This window comes from Apilactobacillus ozensis DSM 23829 = JCM 17196, from assembly GCF_001435995.1.
Lineage (GTDB): Bacteria > Bacillota > Bacilli > Lactobacillales > Lactobacillaceae > Apilactobacillus > Apilactobacillus ozensis.
In genome coordinates this window covers 59,721-80,646 of record NZ_AYYQ01000018.1, presented here as the reverse complement: position 1 = coordinate 80,646, position 20,926 = coordinate 59,721, and the positions used below count along the sequence as shown (strand labels likewise).

Annotated in this window: 16 protein-coding genes, 1 tRNA gene and 1 other annotated feature; of the genes, 1 reads left to right on the top strand and 16 read right to left on the bottom strand. The window is 32.7% G+C overall.

The genetic code is table 11. The annotated features are described in order from the left end of the window. Positions 1-48: 48 nt before the first annotated feature. The 11 genes from FD06_RS03040 to uvrC all read right to left on the bottom strand — a co-directional run bounded on the left by FD06_RS03040 (position 49) and on the right by uvrC (position 15,593). Positions 49-1,053 carry a rod shape-determining protein gene (locus FD06_RS03040; protein WP_056966009.1) on the bottom strand — a complete coding sequence of 335 codons (1,005 nt, stop codon included), beginning with the start codon at positions 1,051-1,053 and terminating at the stop codon, positions 49-51. Between the two features lie 112 nt (positions 1,054-1,165). Next, positions 1,166-2,464, bottom strand: coding sequence for a bifunctional folylpolyglutamate synthase/dihydrofolate synthase (locus tag FD06_RS03035; protein ID WP_056966008.1), 1,299 nt, complete (start codon positions 2,462-2,464; stop codon positions 1,166-1,168). Between the two features lie 62 nt (positions 2,465-2,526). Next, positions 2,527-5,190 (bottom strand): valine--tRNA ligase, encoded by a 2,664-nt coding sequence (locus FD06_RS03030; protein WP_056966005.1) that lies wholly within the window; start codon positions 5,188-5,190, stop codon positions 2,527-2,529. Positions 5,191-5,237: 47 nt separating this feature from the next. Then, positions 5,238-5,457, bottom strand: a binding site (T-box leader). 41 nt (positions 5,458-5,498) lie between these two features. Then, complete coding sequence (gene tpx / locus FD06_RS03025; RefSeq protein ID WP_054658229.1) at positions 5,499-5,993, bottom strand: thiol peroxidase; 495 nt, start codon at positions 5,991-5,993, stop codon at positions 5,499-5,501. A gap of 100 nt (positions 5,994-6,093) precedes the next feature. Next, positions 6,094-8,211, bottom strand: coding sequence for an ATP-dependent Clp protease ATP-binding subunit (locus tag FD06_RS03020; protein WP_056966003.1), 2,118 nt, complete (start codon positions 8,209-8,211; stop codon positions 6,094-6,096). A gap of 196 nt (positions 8,212-8,407) precedes the next feature. Beyond that, positions 8,408-8,493 (bottom strand) — tRNA-Ser (locus tag FD06_RS03015). Positions 8,494-8,528: 35 nt separating this feature from the next. Further along, positions 8,529-9,047 carry an adenine phosphoribosyltransferase gene (locus FD06_RS03010; RefSeq protein WP_056966002.1) on the bottom strand — a complete coding sequence of 173 codons (519 nt, stop codon included), beginning with the start codon at positions 9,045-9,047 and terminating at the stop codon, positions 8,529-8,531. Then, complete coding sequence (recJ, locus tag FD06_RS03005; RefSeq protein WP_056966000.1) at positions 9,048-11,381, bottom strand: single-stranded-DNA-specific exonuclease RecJ; 2,334 nt, start codon at positions 11,379-11,381, stop codon at positions 9,048-9,050. Between the two features lie 24 nt (positions 11,382-11,405). Continuing rightward, entirely contained in the window at positions 11,406-12,338 is a 933-nt protein-coding gene (gene rnz / locus FD06_RS03000; protein WP_056965998.1) for a ribonuclease Z, read from the bottom strand. A 99-nt stretch (positions 12,339-12,437) separates the two neighbouring features. Continuing rightward, complete coding sequence (gene obgE, locus FD06_RS02995) at positions 12,438-13,730, bottom strand: GTPase ObgE (protein WP_056965996.1); 1,293 nt, start codon at positions 13,728-13,730, stop codon at positions 12,438-12,440. A 66-nt stretch (positions 13,731-13,796) separates the two neighbouring features. Beyond that, the gene (uvrC, locus tag FD06_RS02990) at positions 13,797-15,593 is read right to left on the bottom strand and encodes an excinuclease ABC subunit UvrC (RefSeq protein WP_056965994.1); all 1,797 of its coding nucleotides are present in this window, start codon (positions 15,591-15,593) and stop codon (positions 13,797-13,799) included. Positions 15,594-15,680: 87 nt separating this feature from the next. Here uvrC and FD06_RS07695 point away from each other — a divergent pair, with 87 nt between their 5' ends. Continuing rightward, positions 15,681-15,818 (top strand): SPJ_0845 family protein, encoded by a 138-nt coding sequence (locus FD06_RS07695; RefSeq protein WP_170207772.1) that lies wholly within the window; start codon positions 15,681-15,683, stop codon positions 15,816-15,818. Positions 15,819-15,844: 26 nt separating this feature from the next. Here the strand turns inward: FD06_RS07695 and FD06_RS02985 are convergent, their stop codons facing one another. From FD06_RS02985 to tuf, 5 genes are all read right to left on the bottom strand, one after another. Then, positions 15,845-16,138 (bottom strand): nucleoside triphosphate pyrophosphohydrolase family protein, encoded by a 294-nt coding sequence (locus FD06_RS02985; protein ID WP_056965992.1) that lies wholly within the window; start codon positions 16,136-16,138, stop codon positions 15,845-15,847. Positions 16,139-16,141: 3 nt separating this feature from the next. Then, the gene (yihA, locus tag FD06_RS02980; RefSeq protein ID WP_056965990.1) at positions 16,142-16,729 is read right to left on the bottom strand and encodes a ribosome biogenesis GTP-binding protein YihA/YsxC; all 588 of its coding nucleotides are present in this window, start codon (positions 16,727-16,729) and stop codon (positions 16,142-16,144) included. 75 nt (positions 16,730-16,804) lie between these two features. After that, on the bottom strand, positions 16,805-18,043 hold the full coding sequence (clpX, locus tag FD06_RS02975) for an ATP-dependent Clp protease ATP-binding subunit ClpX (RefSeq protein WP_170207771.1): 1,239 nt from the start codon (positions 18,041-18,043) through the stop codon (positions 16,805-16,807). Between the two features lie 148 nt (positions 18,044-18,191). Then, a complete protein-coding gene (gene tig / locus FD06_RS02970; RefSeq protein WP_056965989.1) occupies positions 18,192-19,514 on the bottom strand; it encodes a trigger factor in 1,323 nt (440 codons plus the stop codon). A 184-nt stretch (positions 19,515-19,698) separates the two neighbouring features. Continuing rightward, positions 19,699-20,886, bottom strand: a complete 1,188-nt coding sequence (tuf, locus tag FD06_RS02965; protein ID WP_054658215.1) for an elongation factor Tu — start codon at positions 20,884-20,886, stop codon at positions 19,699-19,701. Positions 20,887-20,926: the final 40 nt, after the last annotated feature.

Below are 20,926 nucleotides of genomic sequence, written 5' to 3'. Positions count from 1 at the left end.
CTCCATATGTATAATAAATAAGCAGGAAGTTATCCTTCCCGCTCTTTATTATTTTTTCTTCATTACATCAATACTCTTCAATGATTCACCAGTTCCAATTGCCACACAATCAAGCGGGTCTTTAGCGATAGAAACAGGAACTTTAGTAGCATCAGAAATTACTTGAGGCAAATTCTTAAGTAATGCTCCACCACCAGTAAGTACAATTCCATGATCGATAACGTCAGCTGAAATTTCAGGAGAAGTTTCTTCTAAAGTTTCCTTAACTGTACTAATAATTTCTTGGATAGGCTCTTCAATGGCATGAGCAACATCTTCGGCTGAAATTTCTACACTCTTAGGTAAACCTGTTAGTAAATATCTACCGCGAATAGTAACGCTTTCAATATCCTTAGCACCTTCTAGTGAAGCTGAGCCAATGTCCCATTTTAATTTTTCAGCAGTTCTTTCACCAATTAGTAAATTGTAGTGTTTTCTAATGTAAGTTGAAATAGCATCATTTAACTTATCACCAGCTACTCTAACTGAGCGACTAGAAACAATTCCACCTAAAGAAATAGTAGCAACATCGGTAGTACCACCGCCAATATCTACAACCATACTTCCAGTTGGATCCATAATTGGTAATCCTGCACCAATTGCTGCTGCAAAAGGTTCTTCAATAACATAAGCATCACGAGCACCTGCTACTCTGGTAGCATCTATAACTGCCCTTTTTTCAACAGCAGTGATACCACTTGGTACACAAACCATAACGTATGGTTTACCAGCAGATTTACCAATTGTTTTATTAATGTAATATTTTAACATTGCAACCGTAGTATCATAATCAGCGATTACTCCGTCTTTCATTGGACGAATAGCAGCAATACTAGCTGGTGTACGACCAATCATATCTCTTGCTTCAGTACCTACTGAAACAATTTCGCCTGTTTTAGTATTTTTAGCAACAACAGAGGGCTCTCTTAACACGATTTGTTTACCATCAACGTAAACATTTGTGTTAGCTGTTCCTAAATCAATTCCTATATTTTTAGTTCCAAATCCAAACACAATTATTTCATCCCTTCATAATCATTACTTTAAAAATGATTATTTTTCATACTGTGATAATTATATCATAAAATAATTATTAAAAATAAAAACTAAACAATCAATCATAAATTTACTTAAAAAGTTTTCTCACATCTGAAATGAAGTATAAAGAACCAGTGATGATTAAAACATCATCATCACTCATTTCGGTAGAAACCTCTGCAATAGCTTCCTTCCAGTTATTAATAAAAGTGACTGAATCGTTATCTATCTCAGTTATTAGTTTCTTAAAATCAGCGGCCTTCCTAGTTCCTACACCATCAAATTCGGTTAAAACAAGATGTATATTCTTAACTTTTAAAAGTGTATTAATCATCTTAATATATTGCTTGTCAGCTAATACTGCCAGTATAATATAAACTTCTTTATCATAAAAGTGATTATCAATTAACTTTGCTAATTCTTTAACTGCTGGTTCATTATGAGCACCATCAATCACTACTAAAGGAGAACTATTTAACTCTTCAAACCTACCAGCCCAACTAGTTTTTAATAGGCCCGTCTTAATATTACTAATACTTATAGAATTTTTAAATTCATTTTGATAAATCAAGTATGCTTGTAAAGCACAAGCCGCATTGTGAACTTGATATACACCTAACATTTTAATACTAATGTCTTTTATTTTTATATCATCATTACTGAAATCAAACTTTTCAAGCCACCCTAATGAAGTTTTTTTATGAGTTGTGAATGATTCTGCAAATACATCAATTGAACTATTTTTTTGTTGTGCAGTTTTCTTAATAACATTTAAAGCATCATCTGGTAGATTACCTACTACGACTGGAACTCTTGGCTTAATAATTCCAGCTTTTTGAGCAGCAATTTCAGATAATGTATTGCCTAATATTTTCATATGATCATACCCAATTGTAGTTATAACTGAAACCTTAGGTGTAAAAACATTGGTTGAATCTAAAATTCCACCAATTCCTACTTCTACAATAACTACATCTACGGGATTGTCTGCAAAATATTTAAACATCATAGCTGTAATAATTTCAAATTCTGTAGGTGCATTTAATCCTAGTTCTGTATCCATTATATCTACAATAGATTTTATTTCTTCAACTAATTGCACTAATTCATCGTTAGTAATTGGAACTCCATTAACACTAATTCGCTCGTTAAATTTAATAATAAAAGGCGAAGTAAAAGTTCCTACAGAATAGCCGTCAGCTTGAAATAAATTCCTTAAAAATGCAACTGTTGAACCCTTCCCGTTAGTACCAGCAACGTGAATTGCATTGATTTTATTTTGTGGATTATCTAACTTTGATAAAAGTAACTTAATTGTGTCTAAATTGGGATGCTTTTTAAATTGTTTTCGCCCATGAATATAATTAATTGCATCGTTATAGTTCATAAAAAAAGATGTCCTTTCAAAAAAGTACCGAACATAAAATGCTCGGTACTTTTTAGTTTATATTATTGTTGAGATTTAATATCAGCTAATCTTTGTTTAGCAGCATTTAATTTAGATTGATTATCTAATTGTTTTTCTTTTTCTGCATTTACAACTTGTTCTGGTGCATTATTAACAAACTTTTTATTTGAGAGTTTCTTTTCAGCACGTTCAACTTCAAAAGTATAGTTATCTATATCTTTTTGAATCTTAGTAATTTCATCATTTAAATCAACTAATTCAGCTAAAGGAATGTTAATTTCAGCGTCAGTAATAATTCCAGTCATTGCCAATTTAGGAGTTGCTATATCAGAGCCGATTTGTAAATCCTTTGGATGACAGAAACGATCAATGTAGTGTTTATTGTTTTCAAACATTGCTTTAAGCTCTTCATTTTCAGTTTTAATCAAAATATCAACTGAAGAAGACATTGGAGCATTAGCTTTGGCACGAATGTTTCTTACCACCTTAATTAGTTCAATAAGGTTAGACATTTCTTTTTCTGATTTGTCATCGTCAAATTCACTATTAGTTTCAGGATATTTAGCAACTACTAAAGATTTTCCTTCATGTGGCATTGATAACCAAATCTTTTCAGTTACGAATGGCATAATTGGATGCATTAATTTCAAAATTTTATCAAGAACGTATGCTAATACATTTCTCGTATTGTCTTTGGCTTTTTGATCTTCTCCAGTCAAAGTTTCTTTACTCATTTCAATGTACCAGTCACAGAAGTCATTCCAGATGAAATCATACATAGCACGACCAGCTTCACCAAAGTTAAATTTATCAAAATGTTCAGTAACTTGTTTAGTGGTCTTATTTAACTTACTTAAAATCCAACGGTCAGCTAAATTCCATTCGCTCTTATCTGGTAGCTTAGGTGTTTTCATATCACCTAAGTTCATAATTACGTAACGACTAGCATTCCAAATCTTATTGATAAAGTTCCAAGCAGATTCAATCTTATCATAGCTGAATCGAACATCTTGACCTGCGGTGTTTCCAGTTGATAAGAACCAACGAAGTGAATCTACACCATATTTATCAATAACATCCATTGGATCAATTCCATTACCTAAGGATTTACTCATCTTACGACCTTGTGCATCACGCATTAATCCATGGATTAAAACATGTTTAAATGGACGTTTACCAGTAAATGTAAGACTTTGGAAAATCATTCTAGAAACCCAGAAGAAAATAATGTCATATCCAGTAACTAAAGTGTTAGTTGGGAAGTAACGTTTAAAATCATCAGAGTCCTCATTTGGCCAACCTAAAGTAGAAAATGGCCATAAGGCAGATGAGAACCAAGTATCTAAGACGTCAGGGTCTTGTTCCCAATTTTCAGCATCTTTAGGAGCTTCCATGCCAACGTACATTTCACCAGATTTTTTATTGTACCAAGCTGGAATACGATGGCCCCACCATAATTGTCTTGAAATAACCCAGTCATGAATATTATCCATCCATTGAGTAAAGGTGTTTTCAAATCTTTCTGGTACGAAGTTAACTTTATCATCAGTCTTTTGATTTTCTAATGAACGTTCTGCTAATGGTTTCATTTTAACGAACCATTGCGTAGATAAACGGGATTCTACTTGAACACCAGTTCTTTCAGAATGACCTACTGAGTGAACAATTGGGTCAATTTTAATAATGTAACCTTGTGATTGTAAGTCATCTACCATTGCTTTTCGAGCTGCAAAGCGATCTAAGCCCTCATACTTACCAGCATTAGCATTCATAGTAGCGTCGCCATTCATAGTGTTAATTCTTTCTAGGTTATGACGATTCCCTACTTTAAAGTCATTAGGATCATGAGCTGGAGTTATTTTAACCATTCCAGTTCCAAAATCCTTATCTACATATTGGTCAGCAATAATAGGAATTTCACGGTTAACTAGTGGCACTAAAATCTTTTTACCAACAATGTCTTTGTATCTTTCATCGTCAGGATTTACGGCAACCGCAACATCACCAAACATAGTTTCAGGTCTAGTTGTTGCAATTTCAATAAAGTCTTTACCATTGAAAGTAGTTCCATCAGTAAATGGATATTTAACATGGTAAAAAGCACCCTTATCATCTTTATGAACAACTTCAATATCGGAAAGCGCAGTTTGTGCTTGTGGATCCCAGTTAATGATATATTCACCACGGTAAATTAATCCTTGATTATATAAATCAACAAAGACTTTACGAACAGCTTCAGATAAACCATCATCCAAAGTAAATCTTTCACGACTATAGTCTAATGATAAGCCTAATTTACCCCATTGTTTTTTAATGGTTGCAGCATAGTCATCTTTCCATTCCCATACCTTATCAACAAATTTTTCACGACCTAAATCGTATCTAGTAATGCCATCTTCACGTAGTTTAGCTTCTACCTTAGCTTGCGTAGCTATTCCCGCATGGTCCATTCCTGGAACCCAAACAGTATCGAAACCTTGCATTCTTTTTTGTCTGATAATCATATCTTGTAAAGTTGTATCCCACGCATGGCCTAAATGAAGTTTACCTGTAACATTAGGTGGTGGTAAAACGATTGAATAAGGTTTTGCCTTTTTATCCCCACTAGGTTTAAACACATCTTCTTCTAGCCATTTTTCGTATCGACCATCTTCAACATCTTCATGGTCATACTTAGTTGACATTTCTATTTCTTCTTTAGCCATTATAAAGCCTCCTATACTTTTTTATAATAAAAAAGTGCTTCATCCCTAAATAGGACGAAACACTTCGCGGTACCACCTAAATTAAAATGTTCATAAAAACATTTTCACTCATGTATCAAGTAACGGATGATTATTTCCGGATACACCTAATAATTTCAGCATATCAGCTCACAAGTTACTTTCACAAGTAAAAACGTAAAATCTCACAGCCAATGATTTTATTCCTGAACAATTTTTAAATGCTACTGTCTTGATCTAAGCTTTTTTGTATATGTCAATCTTATCTAAATTTACTATACTAGTCAATATTAATTTAATTTTTCTAAAAATGAAAGGACTTCATCATAATTAGGCTCAGAAGCTATTTCAGGAACAATTTGTCGATAAATTATTTCACCATCACTATCAATTGCAAAAATAACTCTAGCTAAAACACCCATATTTTCTAGATAAGTACCTGTTTCATATCCAAAGGATGATTCAACGTCTGATAATAATTCTAAGTTTGAAACACCCTTAGCAGCACACCATTTAGTCTGTTGCTCTATAGTGTTATTAGAGATAGTAATAAATTTTACGTTTTTAAACTTATCAGCTTGCTGATTAAACTTTTTAGTTTCGATACTACAAATACCACTGTCAATATCTGGAACAACACTGATAACAGTTGGTTTTCCTATAATATTAGCAGTTTTAACAATTTGATTATCTTTATTCTTAACTTTAAACTTAGGTAAATTATCCCCAACAGCTGGTAAGTCGCCAACTGTTTTTTGTGGTTTTCCTTGAAATAATACTTCCATAAAATTACACCTCTCATTTATGTTTTTCTTTAATAATATATAATTAATATGCATATGTAAAATAAAAGACCTATCAATGTATAGTTGACAGGTCTTTTATTTATGCTTTATGACTAATTATGATTTTATCATCTACTAAATCAGCTGATAAACTCTTGTCATCCAAGTGATCCAAGTAGTAGTCAGTAACTTTATCACGAATTTCTTGTTCAATGACTCTACGTAATGGTCTGGCCCCCATTGCTTCATCATATCCCTGTTCCATTAACCATGCTTTTGCATCATCAGAAACAGATAAACTAATATTCTTAGTTGCTAAGGTCTTATTAACATCATCTAACATTAAATCGACAATCTGTGATAAATCTTTTTTAGTTAAATGACTAAATTCAACAATCCCATTAAAACGGTTAATAAATTCTGGACGGAAATAAGGAGCTAATCGATCCATAATGGTCTTATCATTATCACCATCTAATTTTTCATGACCAAAACCAGCATTAGAAGTTGCAATAACGATGGTATTCTTAAAGTTAATAACATTACCTTGGGCATCAGTTAGTCTTCCATCATCCATAACTTGTAATAACAATGTTAATACTTGAGGATCTGCTTTTTCAATTTCATCTAGTAAAACAATTGAATAAGGATTACGACGAACACGTTCAGTTAGAGTATTAGAATTATCATCATAACCTACATATCCAGCAGAGGCCCCAATTAGTTTAGAAACGGCTGTACGATCACTATATTCACTCATGTCTAGTCTGATAATAGCATTTTTATTACCAAACATATCTAATGCTAATTGTTTAGCTAATTCCGTTTTACCAACACCAGTAGGTCCAACGAATAAGAAACTACCAATTGGACGGTTACCTTCGTCAAAGCCAGCACGATTCCTACGAATTGCTCTAGCAACCATATCAACAGCCTCATCTTGTCCGATAACTTTGCCTTTTAGTCGATTAGCAATGCCCTTTAATCTTTCAATATCATTAGTGCCCATCTTTGCTACAGGAATTCCAGTCAAACGTTCAACAGATTTCGCAATGTCATTAGATGTAACTGTTACTTTTTGACTTTCTTTTTTAGAACTATCTTTACCTTTTTCCTTGATAGCCTTTTCTAGACGATCTATTTCATGCTTGGCTTTAGCAGCTTTTTCAAAATCTTCAGATTTAACAGCAGCATCTTTTTCCGACTTTGCGATACTAAGCTGTTTGCTTAAATCTTTAGGATTTTTTTCAGAACGTTTAGCAGCTAGATGAGCAGCAGTCATATCAATTAAATCAATTGCCTTATCAGGTAAAGTTCTTTGTGGAATATATTGAACTGAATAATTAATGGCATCTTTTAAAACTTCGTCAGGGATAACAACATCGTGGTGTTTTTCATATAACTTTTTAATCCCCTGTAAAATCTTAAAAGTATCTTCATCACTAGGTTCATTTACAACAACATCATTGAATCTACGCGCTAAAGCTGTATCTTTCAAAATAGTATTTCTATATTCATCTTGAGTAGTTGCACCAATAACTGTAATTTCACCACGAGAAAGGGCTGGCTTTATAATATCTGAAAAACCTTTACCACCCTTATTATCGCCGGAACCTAATCCTAATATTTGATGTATTTCATCGAAGAATAAGATTACATTACCAGCTGCTTTCACTTCTTTTATCAAATTCTTGATGTTTTCTTCAAAAGATCCACGGTATTGGGTACCGGCTTCTAATGAGGATAAGTCAATTGAGTAAATTTGTTTATTTTTAATGGAATCTGGAACCTTTCCCGTTACAATTGCTTGAGCTAATCCCTCAACAATAGCTGTCTTACCAACACCAGCATCTCCGACTAAAATCGGATTGTTTTTAATACGACGACTCAAAATTTCAGCAGTTTCTTCAATTTCTTTATCTCTACCAATAACTGGATCTAATAGTTTATCTTGAGCTTCTTTAGTTAAGTTGCGACCTAACTTATCAAGAATACCACCACGTTTAATGGCATGTTCACCATTTTTTTCTAACTCGATTTCTTGGTTTTTATCTGGCATCTTGCCAGTCATACGATATTGAGAAAATTCATCTGGTGTTAACTCATGACCATTAACCATATAACGTGCTGAGCTATTACCATTAGATTGACGCATAATTTGGTTAAAAATATCATCCATATTATTGTTAAAAAATGAATCATCAAAAAAGTTTGCCATAGTTTTACACCCCTATTATAAAACAATGCCACCCTTCGAAAAGGATAGCATCGCTGTTTTTATTTTAAATAAGATATCAGTTGATATCCTTTTCATCTACTATTAAACTACATTTTTAGCACTCAAGCAAGTAAAGTGCTAATTAAATTTGTAAATAAAAAAGTGGAATTAAAAAAATCCACTTTTTCCAATCATAAGGAGAGTACAGGAGTCGAACCTGCCCGCCGTTTTACCGGTTCGTCGGATTTCGAGTCCGATGCATTACCGCTCTGCCAACTCTCCATAATCAAGTTATGTAAAAACATAACTTATTTATATTAATATTTCATTAAGCTAAGTATATCATAATCTTTAATTTTGTCACGACCATGTAAGTCAGCTAATTCAACAATAAAAGCTGTTCCTACAACTATACCACCCAAGTCTTCAACTAATCTAATGGTAGCCTCAATTGTTCCACCTGTAGCTAAAAGATCATCAGTAATAAGTACTTTTTGACCAGGCTTTACGGCATCAGCATGTAAGTATAGCGATGATTCACCATATTCTAGCCCATATGAAGCTTTTACAGTTTCACCAGGTAATTTACCTTCTTTTCTAGCTGGAGCAAAACCAATCCCTAATTCGTAGGCAACTGGACATCCAACGATAAATCCTCGAGCCTCCGGTCCTACTACTAAATCTACATCTTTAGATTTAGCATAAGCAACAATTTCATCAGTAGCTTGTTTATAAGCCTTACCATCTTCCATTAGTGGAGAAATATCACGAAAAGTTACTCCTTTTTTAGGAAAATCGTCATAGCTAGCTACATAATCATTTAAATCTAACACCATTTATTTAACAGCGTCCTTTCGTTGGTCATATTTATTACGAATAAAATGACTTAATTCTTCTTTACTACTTAGAATTAATTTTTTTTCTAATAAAATCTCATCACTCATCTGTTGATAAGCTGGAGCTTCAGATATTTCTCTTTTAGCAGGTTGTTTATTTTCATAAATTAAGCCTCTATCTATAGAAATAAAATTTAACTCATCGAATACTTTTAAAATTAAAAATAAACTTCTTTTTGAAATATTTAAAAATTCACAAAGTTGTTGATAATTTTGTTTTAAATCGAAACCATTATGCTTTGCAAAGAACTTAAATATTTTAGCACACTGTTGCCTATTTGGCATCCCAAATTTAGAAATTAATTCTTTTTTATATAAAATAAAAATTATTTTCTTTGAATCGGCAATTGATAATACCTTATCTAAGGTTGCCATATTAACTGGACAATCAACAATAACAATATTATCAGAACAGTTATCAAAAGACAAATCATCTACATATATACATTTAGCATCTTCAGCAACATATGATTTAACTTGATTCAAAATATTCTTATTAAAGAAAACATAAGTAACTGCGTCATTAAAATAATCTTTTTTTAATACATTAGATCTTTGATCGATAATTTCTGGACCATCACAGCATAAATCATCAAGCATTATTTGAATTGATGTTTTACCTTTCCAGGTATTCAATACTAAATGGCCTGCTACCCTAGTTACATCAAAAGAATTGGTAACACTTTGACTATATTTTCCATTGTTAAAAGCTAAAACATTAATATTGTTGTATCCTGAATTCAATCTAAATTTTAAGTGATTATTTTCAGCACCCATCGTGGTTACATTAGAAATAGAATCGTGTTTAAATTCAAAAACTGGATATTCATTGTCATTACCAAAAGGTGCTAACTGTTCTAAATTATCAAATAAGCTCTTATTAATATCTTTAATATCTATTGCAGCTGTGATATTCAAAGTAGGCTTGGAAATCGTATCAATATCTTGCTCTAGTGCATTTTTATCTAGATTGGCATAAACTTTTGAAAGATTGTCTTCTTGAACACTTAAACCAACTGCCATACTATGGCCACCAAAAGATGTCATATCACTGCGACTATGATTTAAGGCGTTGAATAAGTCGAAGCCTTCAATACTTCTTCCAGAACCTTTAGCCAGCTTAGTTTGTTCATCCAAGTTCAACACTAATGTTGGTTTATGAAATTTTTCAACTATTCGACTAGCAACTATCCCTAATACCCCTTCATGCCAATTATTACCAACTATAAATAAGGTATTATGTCCCGCCTCTATCAAATTGGTGGCTTTTTGGCTAGCTTCCTCATAAATGTCGCTTACCAACTTTTTTCTCTGGGTATTTTTACTGTCAGTCTCTTTTGCTAGTTCATCGGCATATTCATCATCGAAAGTAGTTAATAATGCTACTCCCATTGAAGCATCCGATATTCTACCTAATGCATTTAAACGTGGTGCAATTCCAAAACCAATACTTTCTTCATTGATATTGTCTAATTTCAATCCAGCTTTATGAATTAATGCATTTAAACCCGGACGTTCAGTTTGTGAAATTGCAATTAATCCAAGTTTTACAATCGCTCTATTTTCGTCAGTTAACGATACTAAATCAGCAACTGTTCCTATGGCAGCTAAATCCAATAGTTCACTAGGAAAATCCCCCAGTAATGCAGTCGCTAGTTTAAATGATATCCCTGCACCTGATAAATTACCAAAATCATATTGATGTTCAGGATAACGAGCATGGACTATTGCGTAGGCGTTGGGTAGCTCATCTGGTAAATTATGATGGTCAGTAATAATCACATCACACTTCATTTGATTAGCTAAATCAACTTGTTCCTTACCAGAAACCCCGTTATCCACGGTAATTATTAAAGTCGTTCCGTCATTAATAATTTTTTTGTATGCATCAGAGTTTGGCCCGTAACCATCTGTAAATCGATTAGGAATATAGAAACTAACCTTTGCTCCCATATTTTGCAAAGTTTCATACAAAATCGCAGTACTAGTAATTCCATCAGCATCATAATCCCCATAAATAGTAATTTTTTCATCATTTGATATAGCAGTATTAATCCTATCTACACTTTTTTGCATATCATGTAAATTAAATGGATTATGAAAACTATCTATATTAGGATTTAAAAATGATTTAATTTTATCTAACGTATTGTATCCACGTTGAAACAGAATAGATACAATTAAAGGATTAATATTTAACTGATTAGCTATTGCCTTTTCGTTATCGTTATAGTCAATAGAGTGTATGTTCCAATTATATTTAGGTAAAATCATGCAACCACCTTTACTAGTAATACTTTATTTTTTATTAAATGGAATATCAATAACATCAAAGTCTTTAACAACCTTGGTGTTTTCAAATACTTTTTGAGCTTGCTTCTCTAGTCTTTTAGCCATGTTACCAGTGTATCTAGCAGATATATGAGTTAATAAGAGCTTACTTACACCAGCTTTTTTAGCTAAATTAGCAGCTTGAACACAGGTTGAATGATAGTAGTTTCTAGCAAGTTTGGCCTCATCTTTGCTAAAAGTACTTTCATGAACTAAAACATCCGCATCTTTAGATAATTTATATGAATTATCATTTGACCTAGTATCGCCTAATACAGAGACAATCCTACCTTTTTGAGATGCGCCTAGGTAGTCTTTACCATTGATAACACGACCGTCTTCTAATTCAACAGTTAAGCCGTCTTTTAGTTTCCCATAAATTGGTCCAGATGGAATATTGTCTGCAATTAATTTGTCAACTAATAGTTCACCCGGATGATCATTTTCAACAACCCTATAACCAAAACATTCAATCTGATGATCAAGTTTTTCAGTATATACATTAAACTTATCATCTTGAAAGATTAATCCCGTAGAATCTATTTCCACATAGTTAATTCTATAGGACAATTTTGTTTTAGAAACACCTAAGCTAATTTTAACAAAATCTTTAATACCCTTAGGTCCATAAATAGTTAAAGGAGTATTTCCACCTTGAAAAGATCTAGAACTTAAAAGACCCGGCAATCCGAAAATGTGGTCACCGTGTAAATGAGTTATAAATATTTTATTAATCTTTCTAGGCTTTAAGTTAGACCTTAAAATTTGTTGTTGTGTTCCTTCACCTACATCAAATAACCATACTGAGTTGCATTCATCCAATAGTTTTAGAGCTGTTGAGGAAACGTTTCTAAATTTACCAGGAACCCCTGCTCCAGTACCTAAAAATTCTAACTGCATATTAATCGTTCCTTTTTATTATTAATTTAAATCTCGAAAAAATACCACATTAAATTGTAACATAAAAAAAGATGGGCAATGCCCATCTTTCTAATCGTATTAGTCCATGAACGTAAATGTAAAGTCAAGAATTGAAACTTGATCACCGTTTTTAGCACCGGCTTTTCTAAGCTCATCATCTACACCCATCCCACGAAGTTGTCTAGCAAATCTTAACATACTTTGTTCGTGAGTAGTGTCCGTCATTTGGAATAGTTTTTCAATTCTATTTCCACTAAGAATCCAATCACCATAATCATCACGAGATATTTCGAATGGTTTTTCATCAGATTCATCATAATCATATTCAACGCTATCATCATATTCTTGTTGTTCTGGGAACTTAGGAGTTTCGTCTAATAAGTTAGATGTAGTAATTATTAAATCTTTCAATCCAGAATGAGTTACTGAAGAAATTGGCATTACCTTAACTGGATTTACATCTATATCAGATAAATGTGTCTTAAATTCTTCCAGGTTTTTAGCTGAATCTGGCATATCCATTTTAGTAGCAACTACGATTTGTGGACGACTTAAAATATTATCATCATATTGAGCTAACTCATTATTAATTTTATTAAAGTCATCAATAGGATTACGGCCTTCCGTACCACTCATATCAACTAAATGTAAAATAACTCTAGTTCTTTCCACATGACGTAGGAATTGGAAACCAAGTCCAGTCCCGCTTGAAGCACCTTCAATTAAACCAGGTAAATCGGCGACCACAAAATCTTTTCCATTGTCTAACCTTACCATCCCTAAGTTAGGAACTAATGTGGTGAAATGGTACTCAGCAATCTTAGGTTTGGAACTAGTTATTGCTGATAACAATGTAGATTTCCCAACTGAAGGGAAACCAACTAAACCGACATCAGCTAAAACTTTTAATTCTAATCTAATTGATTTTTCTTCTCCCGGTTCACCGTTTTCAGATATTTCAGGAGCTGAATTTTTGGCACTAGCAAAATGAACATTTCCACGGCCACCACGACCGCCTTTAGCTACTACAAAACGATCATCTTTATTAACTAAATCGCAAATGACTTTATCATTTTCATTATTGTAAATAGTAGTTCCTTCAGGTACATAAACAATTAAATCTTCGGCACTGCGCCCAGTCATTTTTTTGTTACCACCATCAGCACCATTATCAGCCTTAAACTTACGACGGTATCTAAAATCCATCAAGGTGTTCATTCCAGTATCAACAGAAAATATGATGTTACCACCATGTCCGCCATCACCACCAGCAGGTCCACCATTCGGTACATATTTTTCACGTCTAAAGGCAACGATTCCGTTACCACCTTTTCCAGCTTTTATATTAACTTTTACTTGATCTACAAACATATTTTCTCCGTTTCACTTTCATTTAATGTAATTGAGTATAACTATATTTTAACAAATAGTAAAGTTTCATTTTTTGCGTTTTTTTATAAGTATATCTAAAGTCAGCTTAACATTTTTGGCTACACTTTCTGAAATACCTGTATTTTTTAGTTCATCAATACTGGCATTAGCTATTTTATCTAGTGATTTAAAGTTATCTAATAATTTAACTTTAGTTTTAGGTCCCACACCTTTAATAGTATCTAGTTCTGAACTTAGTGAATGTTTAGTGTGTACTTGTCGATGAAAATTAATTGCAAATCGGTGTACTTCGTCTTGGATTCTTTCAACTAAATAAAAAGCCTGTGAGTCATGTTTTAAAGGAATGTATTGATTATTATCAACGATTAAATGTGCTGTTTTATGTTTATCGTCTTTCACCATTCCAGCAACTGGAATGTTTAGATTCAGTTCATTTTGTAAAACATCTTGCACCGCTGCTAGTTGAATTTCTCCACCATCCATTAAAATCAAGTCTGGTAATGACTTATGCTCTTTTAGTAGTCTTGAATATCTGCGCCTAACAACTTCGTGTGTACTAGCTGATTCATCTGCTTTATCAACCGTTTTTAACTTATATTTACGGTACATATTTTTATTTGGTAAACCATCTTCAAAAACTACCATTGCTGATACGATATCTGTTCCTTGAATGTGTGAATGATCAAATGATTCAATGCGATGAGCAATAGGAATATTAAGCTTACGACTTAGTTCTTCAACCGCACCTAAAGTTTTACGTTTGCCAAATTCCATTAGTCTAAACTTTTCTTCGAGAACTAATTTAGAATTTTTTTTAACCATTTTCATTAAATCTAATTTTTGACCTCTTTTGGGTGTCTTTACACTTGTATCCAAAATACTAGCTAAGACATCTTTATCAACACTTTCCGGTACTAATATTTCTTTAGGGAGCGGTTGATTCTTTTGCTTATAAAATTGAACTATAAAACTTAAAAATTCTTCGTCGGGATTATTAACAATCGGAAAAGCCCGTTTAACTCGTTTCATCAACCTAGCTTGACGAATAAAGAATATTTGAATTGATATCCATCCCATATCAGTATAGTAGTTAAAAATATCACGGGTAGTGTTATCATTAGTAATAATCTTTTGTTTCTCAACAGTTATATTAATATATTTTAACTGGTCTCTTAATTCAGCTGCTCTTTCAAATTCTAGATTATTGGATGCTTCCATCATTTTTGACGTAATTTCTTTTTTAGCGGAACTAACATTTCCATTTAAAAATGACTTTATTTTACGAATTTGTTGTTGATATAATTTTTGTGGAACAGTTTTAAAACAAGCTCCTAAACACTGATCCATGTGGTAATAGAGACACGGACGTTTTTGGTATCCATTGCATCTTCTAAGTGGATATGTTTTTTGTAAAAAATGTAAAGTTTCGTCAGCAGCATATACGTTGGGATATGGACCAAAATAGTAACCACCATCATTTTTCACGTTATTAACTATTAAAAGTATAGGGTCACGTTCATTGGTAATTTTTATATATGGATAGCCACCATTACCCTGTTTTAGTTGAATGTTGTAGTGTGGCCTGTGTTTATGAATTAGGGTTATTTCTAATAGAAAAGCTTCCTTATCATTAGAAGTTATAATAGTTTCAAAATCTCTAATTTGAGATACTAGTTTAGCAGTTTTTCCAGTATGACTACTTTTAAAGTATGAACGAACACGATTTTTGAGATTTTTTGCCTTTCCAACATATATGATTTTGCCTTGCTCATTTTTCATTAAGTAGCATCCAGGTAAATCTGGCAGAAGTTTTAGTTTTTTTTCTATATGTGGTGTAGCCATTATATCACCTCGAATAATGTTATCTTCATTATATGACAAATATACAAACATCTGATATTATATATTCAAAATAAGGAGATGTGAAATATGAGCTTAAACATTCAAAGAAACGCTGACTTAAATGCAATGTTTGATAAATTTGCCAAAATCGAACCCAAAGACCCTAAGAAAGATAAATTTCTCAAAAAAGAAAAAGATAGCAAAAAAAAGAATTCAGATAAATAATAAAGAGCTAGCATAAGCTAAGCTCTTTATTTTTTTGCTAATTTATTTTTTTTATTGCGCAATCTTTGAATATTATATTTAGCCACGTCATCAAAATTAATATCATTCCATTCAGCAACTTGAGACAAGTACCAAAGAACATCACCCATTTCTTTAGTAAGCTGTTCTTTACTCATTTCTTCACCGTGAAAAGTATATTTTTTAACTAAATCTACCAGTTGGCCAGTTTCACTTGCTAGTCCTAAAGCACAGTTAGTTAATACCTGTTCGTCACCGATTAAAGTCTTATTAGCTTCTTTTTGATATTCTTCAAAGTTCATAAATCACTTTACTCCTGTCTTATCTCCTATCCACTGCCAAACACTTTCAGTTCCATATCCTGTTTGAGCAGAAAATAATCGTATATCATCTTCAGACACATTAAAAGATTTTTTCAAAATGCTCAATTCTTTGTTCCACTTAGTTTTAGATGTTTTATCCATCTTAGTGGCAACAATCAAAGTTGGAATATTATAATAACGTAGAAATTCAAACATTTGTACATCATCATCAGAAGGTGCACGACGACCATCAACTAATAAAACTACTCCGCTTAAACTTTTACGAGTAGTTAAATACTCTTCAATCATCATGCCCCATTTTTCACGTTCCTTTTTAGAAACACGAGCATATCCATATCCAGGAATATCTACAAAGTAGATACTATCTTCTATCTTGTAAAAATTAAGCGTTTGAGTCTTTCCTGGACGGTTTGAAGTTCTAGCGTAACCATTACGATTAATTAATTTGTTAGTTAGAGAAGATTTACCAACATTAGATCTACCTACTAAACCTATCTCAGGTAAATTACCACCGGGATATTGTTTAGGAGCAACCGCACTAATCTCTAAATTAACATTATTTACCTTCATATAAAATGTAACTCCCTAGTTTATTGATATAACGATTTTAACATACATACAATATAAAAAAGTAGGTTTAAAAACCTACTTTTTTAATACTAATTTAGGTTCTACAGAATCGGTGATAGTTTCAGGAGTAATTATTACCTCTTCAACATCATCTCTACCTGGTAAATCATACATGACATCACGCATAATATCTTCCATGATAGATCTTAAACCACGAGCTCCTGTTTTTCTAGCAAGTGCTAATTTTGCAATTTCTCTTAAAGAAGCTTTTTCGAACGTTAATCTAACTCCATCTATTGCTAATAACTTAGTATATTGTCTAACTAAAGCATTTTTAGGTTCCGTTAAGATTCTTACCAAATCATCTTCACTTAGTTTCTTTAATGAAGTTAAAATAGGTAGTCTACCAATAAATTCTGGAATTAAACCAAAGCTTAGCAAGTCGCTAGGAATAACGTGTTGCATAACATTGTCATCAGTTAGTTCATCAATTTCACTAGATGAAGTTCCAAAACCAATTGTTTTATCTCCCAAACGGTTTTTAACAATATTTTGAATCCCGTCAAAAGCACCACCAACAATAAACAAAATGTTCTTGGTGTCAATTTGAATAAACTCTTGTTGTGGATTCTTTCTACCACCCTGTGGTGGAACGTTAGCAATGGTACCTTCTAATATTTTCAGTAAAGCTTGTTGAACACCTTCACCGGAAACATCTCTAGTAATTGAAACATTTTCAGACTTTTTAGCAATTTTATCGATTTCATCAATGTAAATAATACCTTTTTCGGCTCTTTCAACGTCAAAATCGGCATTTTGCAAAAGCTTTAGCAAAATATTTTCAACATCTTCACCAACATACCCAGCCTCAGTCAAAGTAGTTGCATCAGCAATGGCAAAAGGCACATTTAAAATTCTAGCTAAGGATTGAGCTAGATATGTTTTTCCTGAACCAGTAGGACCAATTACTGATATATTACTTTTTTGTAATTCTGTTTCATCTTTATCTTCAGTATTAATGTCATTCACACGTTTATAATGGTTGTAAACAGCCACTGATAATGTTTTTTTAGCATCATCTTGACCGATAACATACTCATCAAGCTTATTAACAATTTGCTTAGGTGTTAATGCCTTAATCGTCTTGTCTTTATTTTCACGTGCTAATTCTTCATCTACGATTTTTTTACAAAGATCAATACATTCATTACAAATGTATACTCCAGGACCAGCAACTATTTTTTTTACTTGGTCTTGGGACTTACCGCAGAAAGAACATACTACTGCATTTTTATCTTCATTATCTTCTAGCAATAGATTTATCCCTCCAATTATCAACTAAATACTTAACTAGAAATTAATATAGCACAACTCATATATTAAACAAAACAATTTGTTTAATATAGAAAAAAAAAAGACCCAATTGATTAAATAACAACTAATTGGATCTTTTTAATGTTAGCTATTTAGAACTTTTACTTTCTTTTTTTAGCTTTGATTTTGGTTCAGGTTTTGCACTGTCAGTAACCAACTTAACAGCTTTTTGAATAGCAATATCATGTTTCAACATGTCGTCAGTTAAAGCACCTCTAACGGCTTCTTCCTTCATACCATATTGTTTTGCTAATTCTTTAACTTGTTCATCAATTTCTTCTTTAGTTGGTTCAATTTTTTCATTTTTAACAATAGCTTCAAGAACTAAATTAGTTTTAACTCTTTCTTCAGCACCTGCAACAAATTGTTTTTTCAAATCTTCGGGTTTAGTACCTGTTAATTTGAAGTACATACTTGCATTAATACCTTGTTGTTGCATGTTTGCAAGATATTGATCCATTTGACGTTGTACATCTTCATCAATCATTGCTTGAGGAACTTCTTTGATAGTTGCATTCTTAACAGCTGCTTGAATAGCTTCATCTTCAATAGCGTTGTCAGCACTAGCTTGTTTTTCTTCCTTTAAGTCAGCTTTAATCTTATCTTTAAGTTCATCTAAGCTATCAACGTTTTCATCAACATCTTTAGCAAATTCATCATCAAGTTTTGGAAGTTGTTTTTCTTTTACTTCATGAATTTTAACTTTGAAAGTAGCTTCCTTACTTTGTAATTCTTTTGCTTGGTAATTTTCTGGGAAAGTTACTACAACATCAACATCTTCGTCAGCTTTGTGACCAATTAGTTGATCTTCAAATCCAGGAATGAATGAACCTGAACCTAGTTCAAGTGAATAGTTGTTAGCTTTTCCACCATCGAATTGTTTACCATCAACATATCCGTCAAAGTCAATAACTACAGTATCACCCTTAGCAGCTGCTTTATCTTCTTTTAGAACTAATTCAGCTTGTGATTGACGTTTCTTTTCGATTTCAGCATCAATGTCTTTTTGGTATACACGAGTGTTTTGTTTTTCAACTTTCAGACCAGTGTAATCACCTAATTCAACTTCTGGTTTAACAGTAACGTCAGCAGTTAATACCCAGTTTTGGCCTTTTTCTAATGATTTAACGTCAACTTTAGGTTGATCAACTGGTTCAATTCCAGCTTCTTTAACAGCAGCACTGTATGCTTCTGGTAAAAGAATGTTCAAAGCATCTTGGTATAAAGCTTCTTCACCGTACATTTCATTAAAGATTTGACGTGAAACTTTACCTTTTCTAAAACCTGGAATGTTAATATTTTTTTTATTTTTATTGAAAGCCTTATCTAGGCCTTCTTTAATCTTGTCTATACTAATTTCGAAAGTTAAAACACCATCGTTAGTACCTTTTTTTTCCCATTTTGCAGACATTATTTTCCCTCCGAGATGAAATTATAATTTAAATACAATTTTCTTCTTAATTGCGCACATAAGTATTTTAACGTATGAATGCATAAAAGTAAATGTTTTACTAATAATATAGGTATTAAGAAAGTTAAAATATAAAAAAAGAACTCGAAAAAATGAATTTTCGAGTTCTTTTAGTTATACTAAATTAGTCATCGATGTCTGAAACAACACCGGCACCAACAGTATGTCCACCTTCACGAATAGTGAACTTAGTACCTTTTTCGATACCAACTGGTTTAGTTAATTCAACATTGAATGTAACGTTATCACCAGGCATAACCATTTCTACACCTTTTTCAAGTTCGATTACACCAGTAACATCAGTTGTATGGAAGTAGAATTGAGGACGGTAGTTTGAGAAGAATGGAGTATGACGTCCACCTTCTTCTTTACTTAAAATATAAACTTGTCCTTCAAAACTCTTGTGAGTAGTAATTGAGCCTGGGGCTGCAACAACTTGTCCACGAACAACTTGATCACGGTTAACACCACGAAGTAACATACCAACATTATCTCCGGCTTCACCTTCGTCAAGAGTCTTACGGAACATTTCTAGGCCAGTAACAGTTGATTTAAGAACGTCTTCAACTAAACCAATAATTTCAACGTCGTCACCAACTTTAACAACACCACGGTCAATACGTCCAGATGCAACAGTACCACGACCAGTGATAGTAAATACATCTTCAACAGGCATTAACATTGGTTTGTCATCTTCACGTTTTGGAGTTGGAATGTATTCATCAACGATATCCAATAATTTTAAGATAACATCTTCTTGTTCTTTGTCGCCTTGTAATGCTTTAAGAGCTGAACCACGAACAAATGGAATGTCATCGCCAGGGTAATCGTATTCTGAAAGTAATTCACGTACTTCCATTTCAACTAAGTCAACTAATTCGTCATCATCAACTAAATCAGTCTTGTTTAAGAATACAACAATGTATTCAACACCAACTTGGCGAGCAAGTAAGATATGTTCACGAGTTTGTGGCATAGGACCATCAGTTGCAGCAACAACTAAGATAGCACCATCCATTTGAGCGGCACCAGTAATCATGTTTTTAACGTAATCAGCATGTCCTGGAGCGTCAATATGAGCATAGTGACGTTTTTCAGTTTCATATTCAACGTGTGCAGTGTTGATTGTTATACCACGTTCACGTTCTTCTGGAGCAGCATCAATATCAGAGTAATCTTCAGCATTTGCTAAACCTCTGTCTGATAATACTTTTGTGATAGCTGCAGTTAAAGTAGTCTTACCATGATCAATATGGCCAATAGTACCAATATTTACATGGGGCTTTGTTCTTTCATAATGTTCTTTTGCCATTTATGAAAACCTCCTGTTATTTTTCGAAAGATTTGTACTG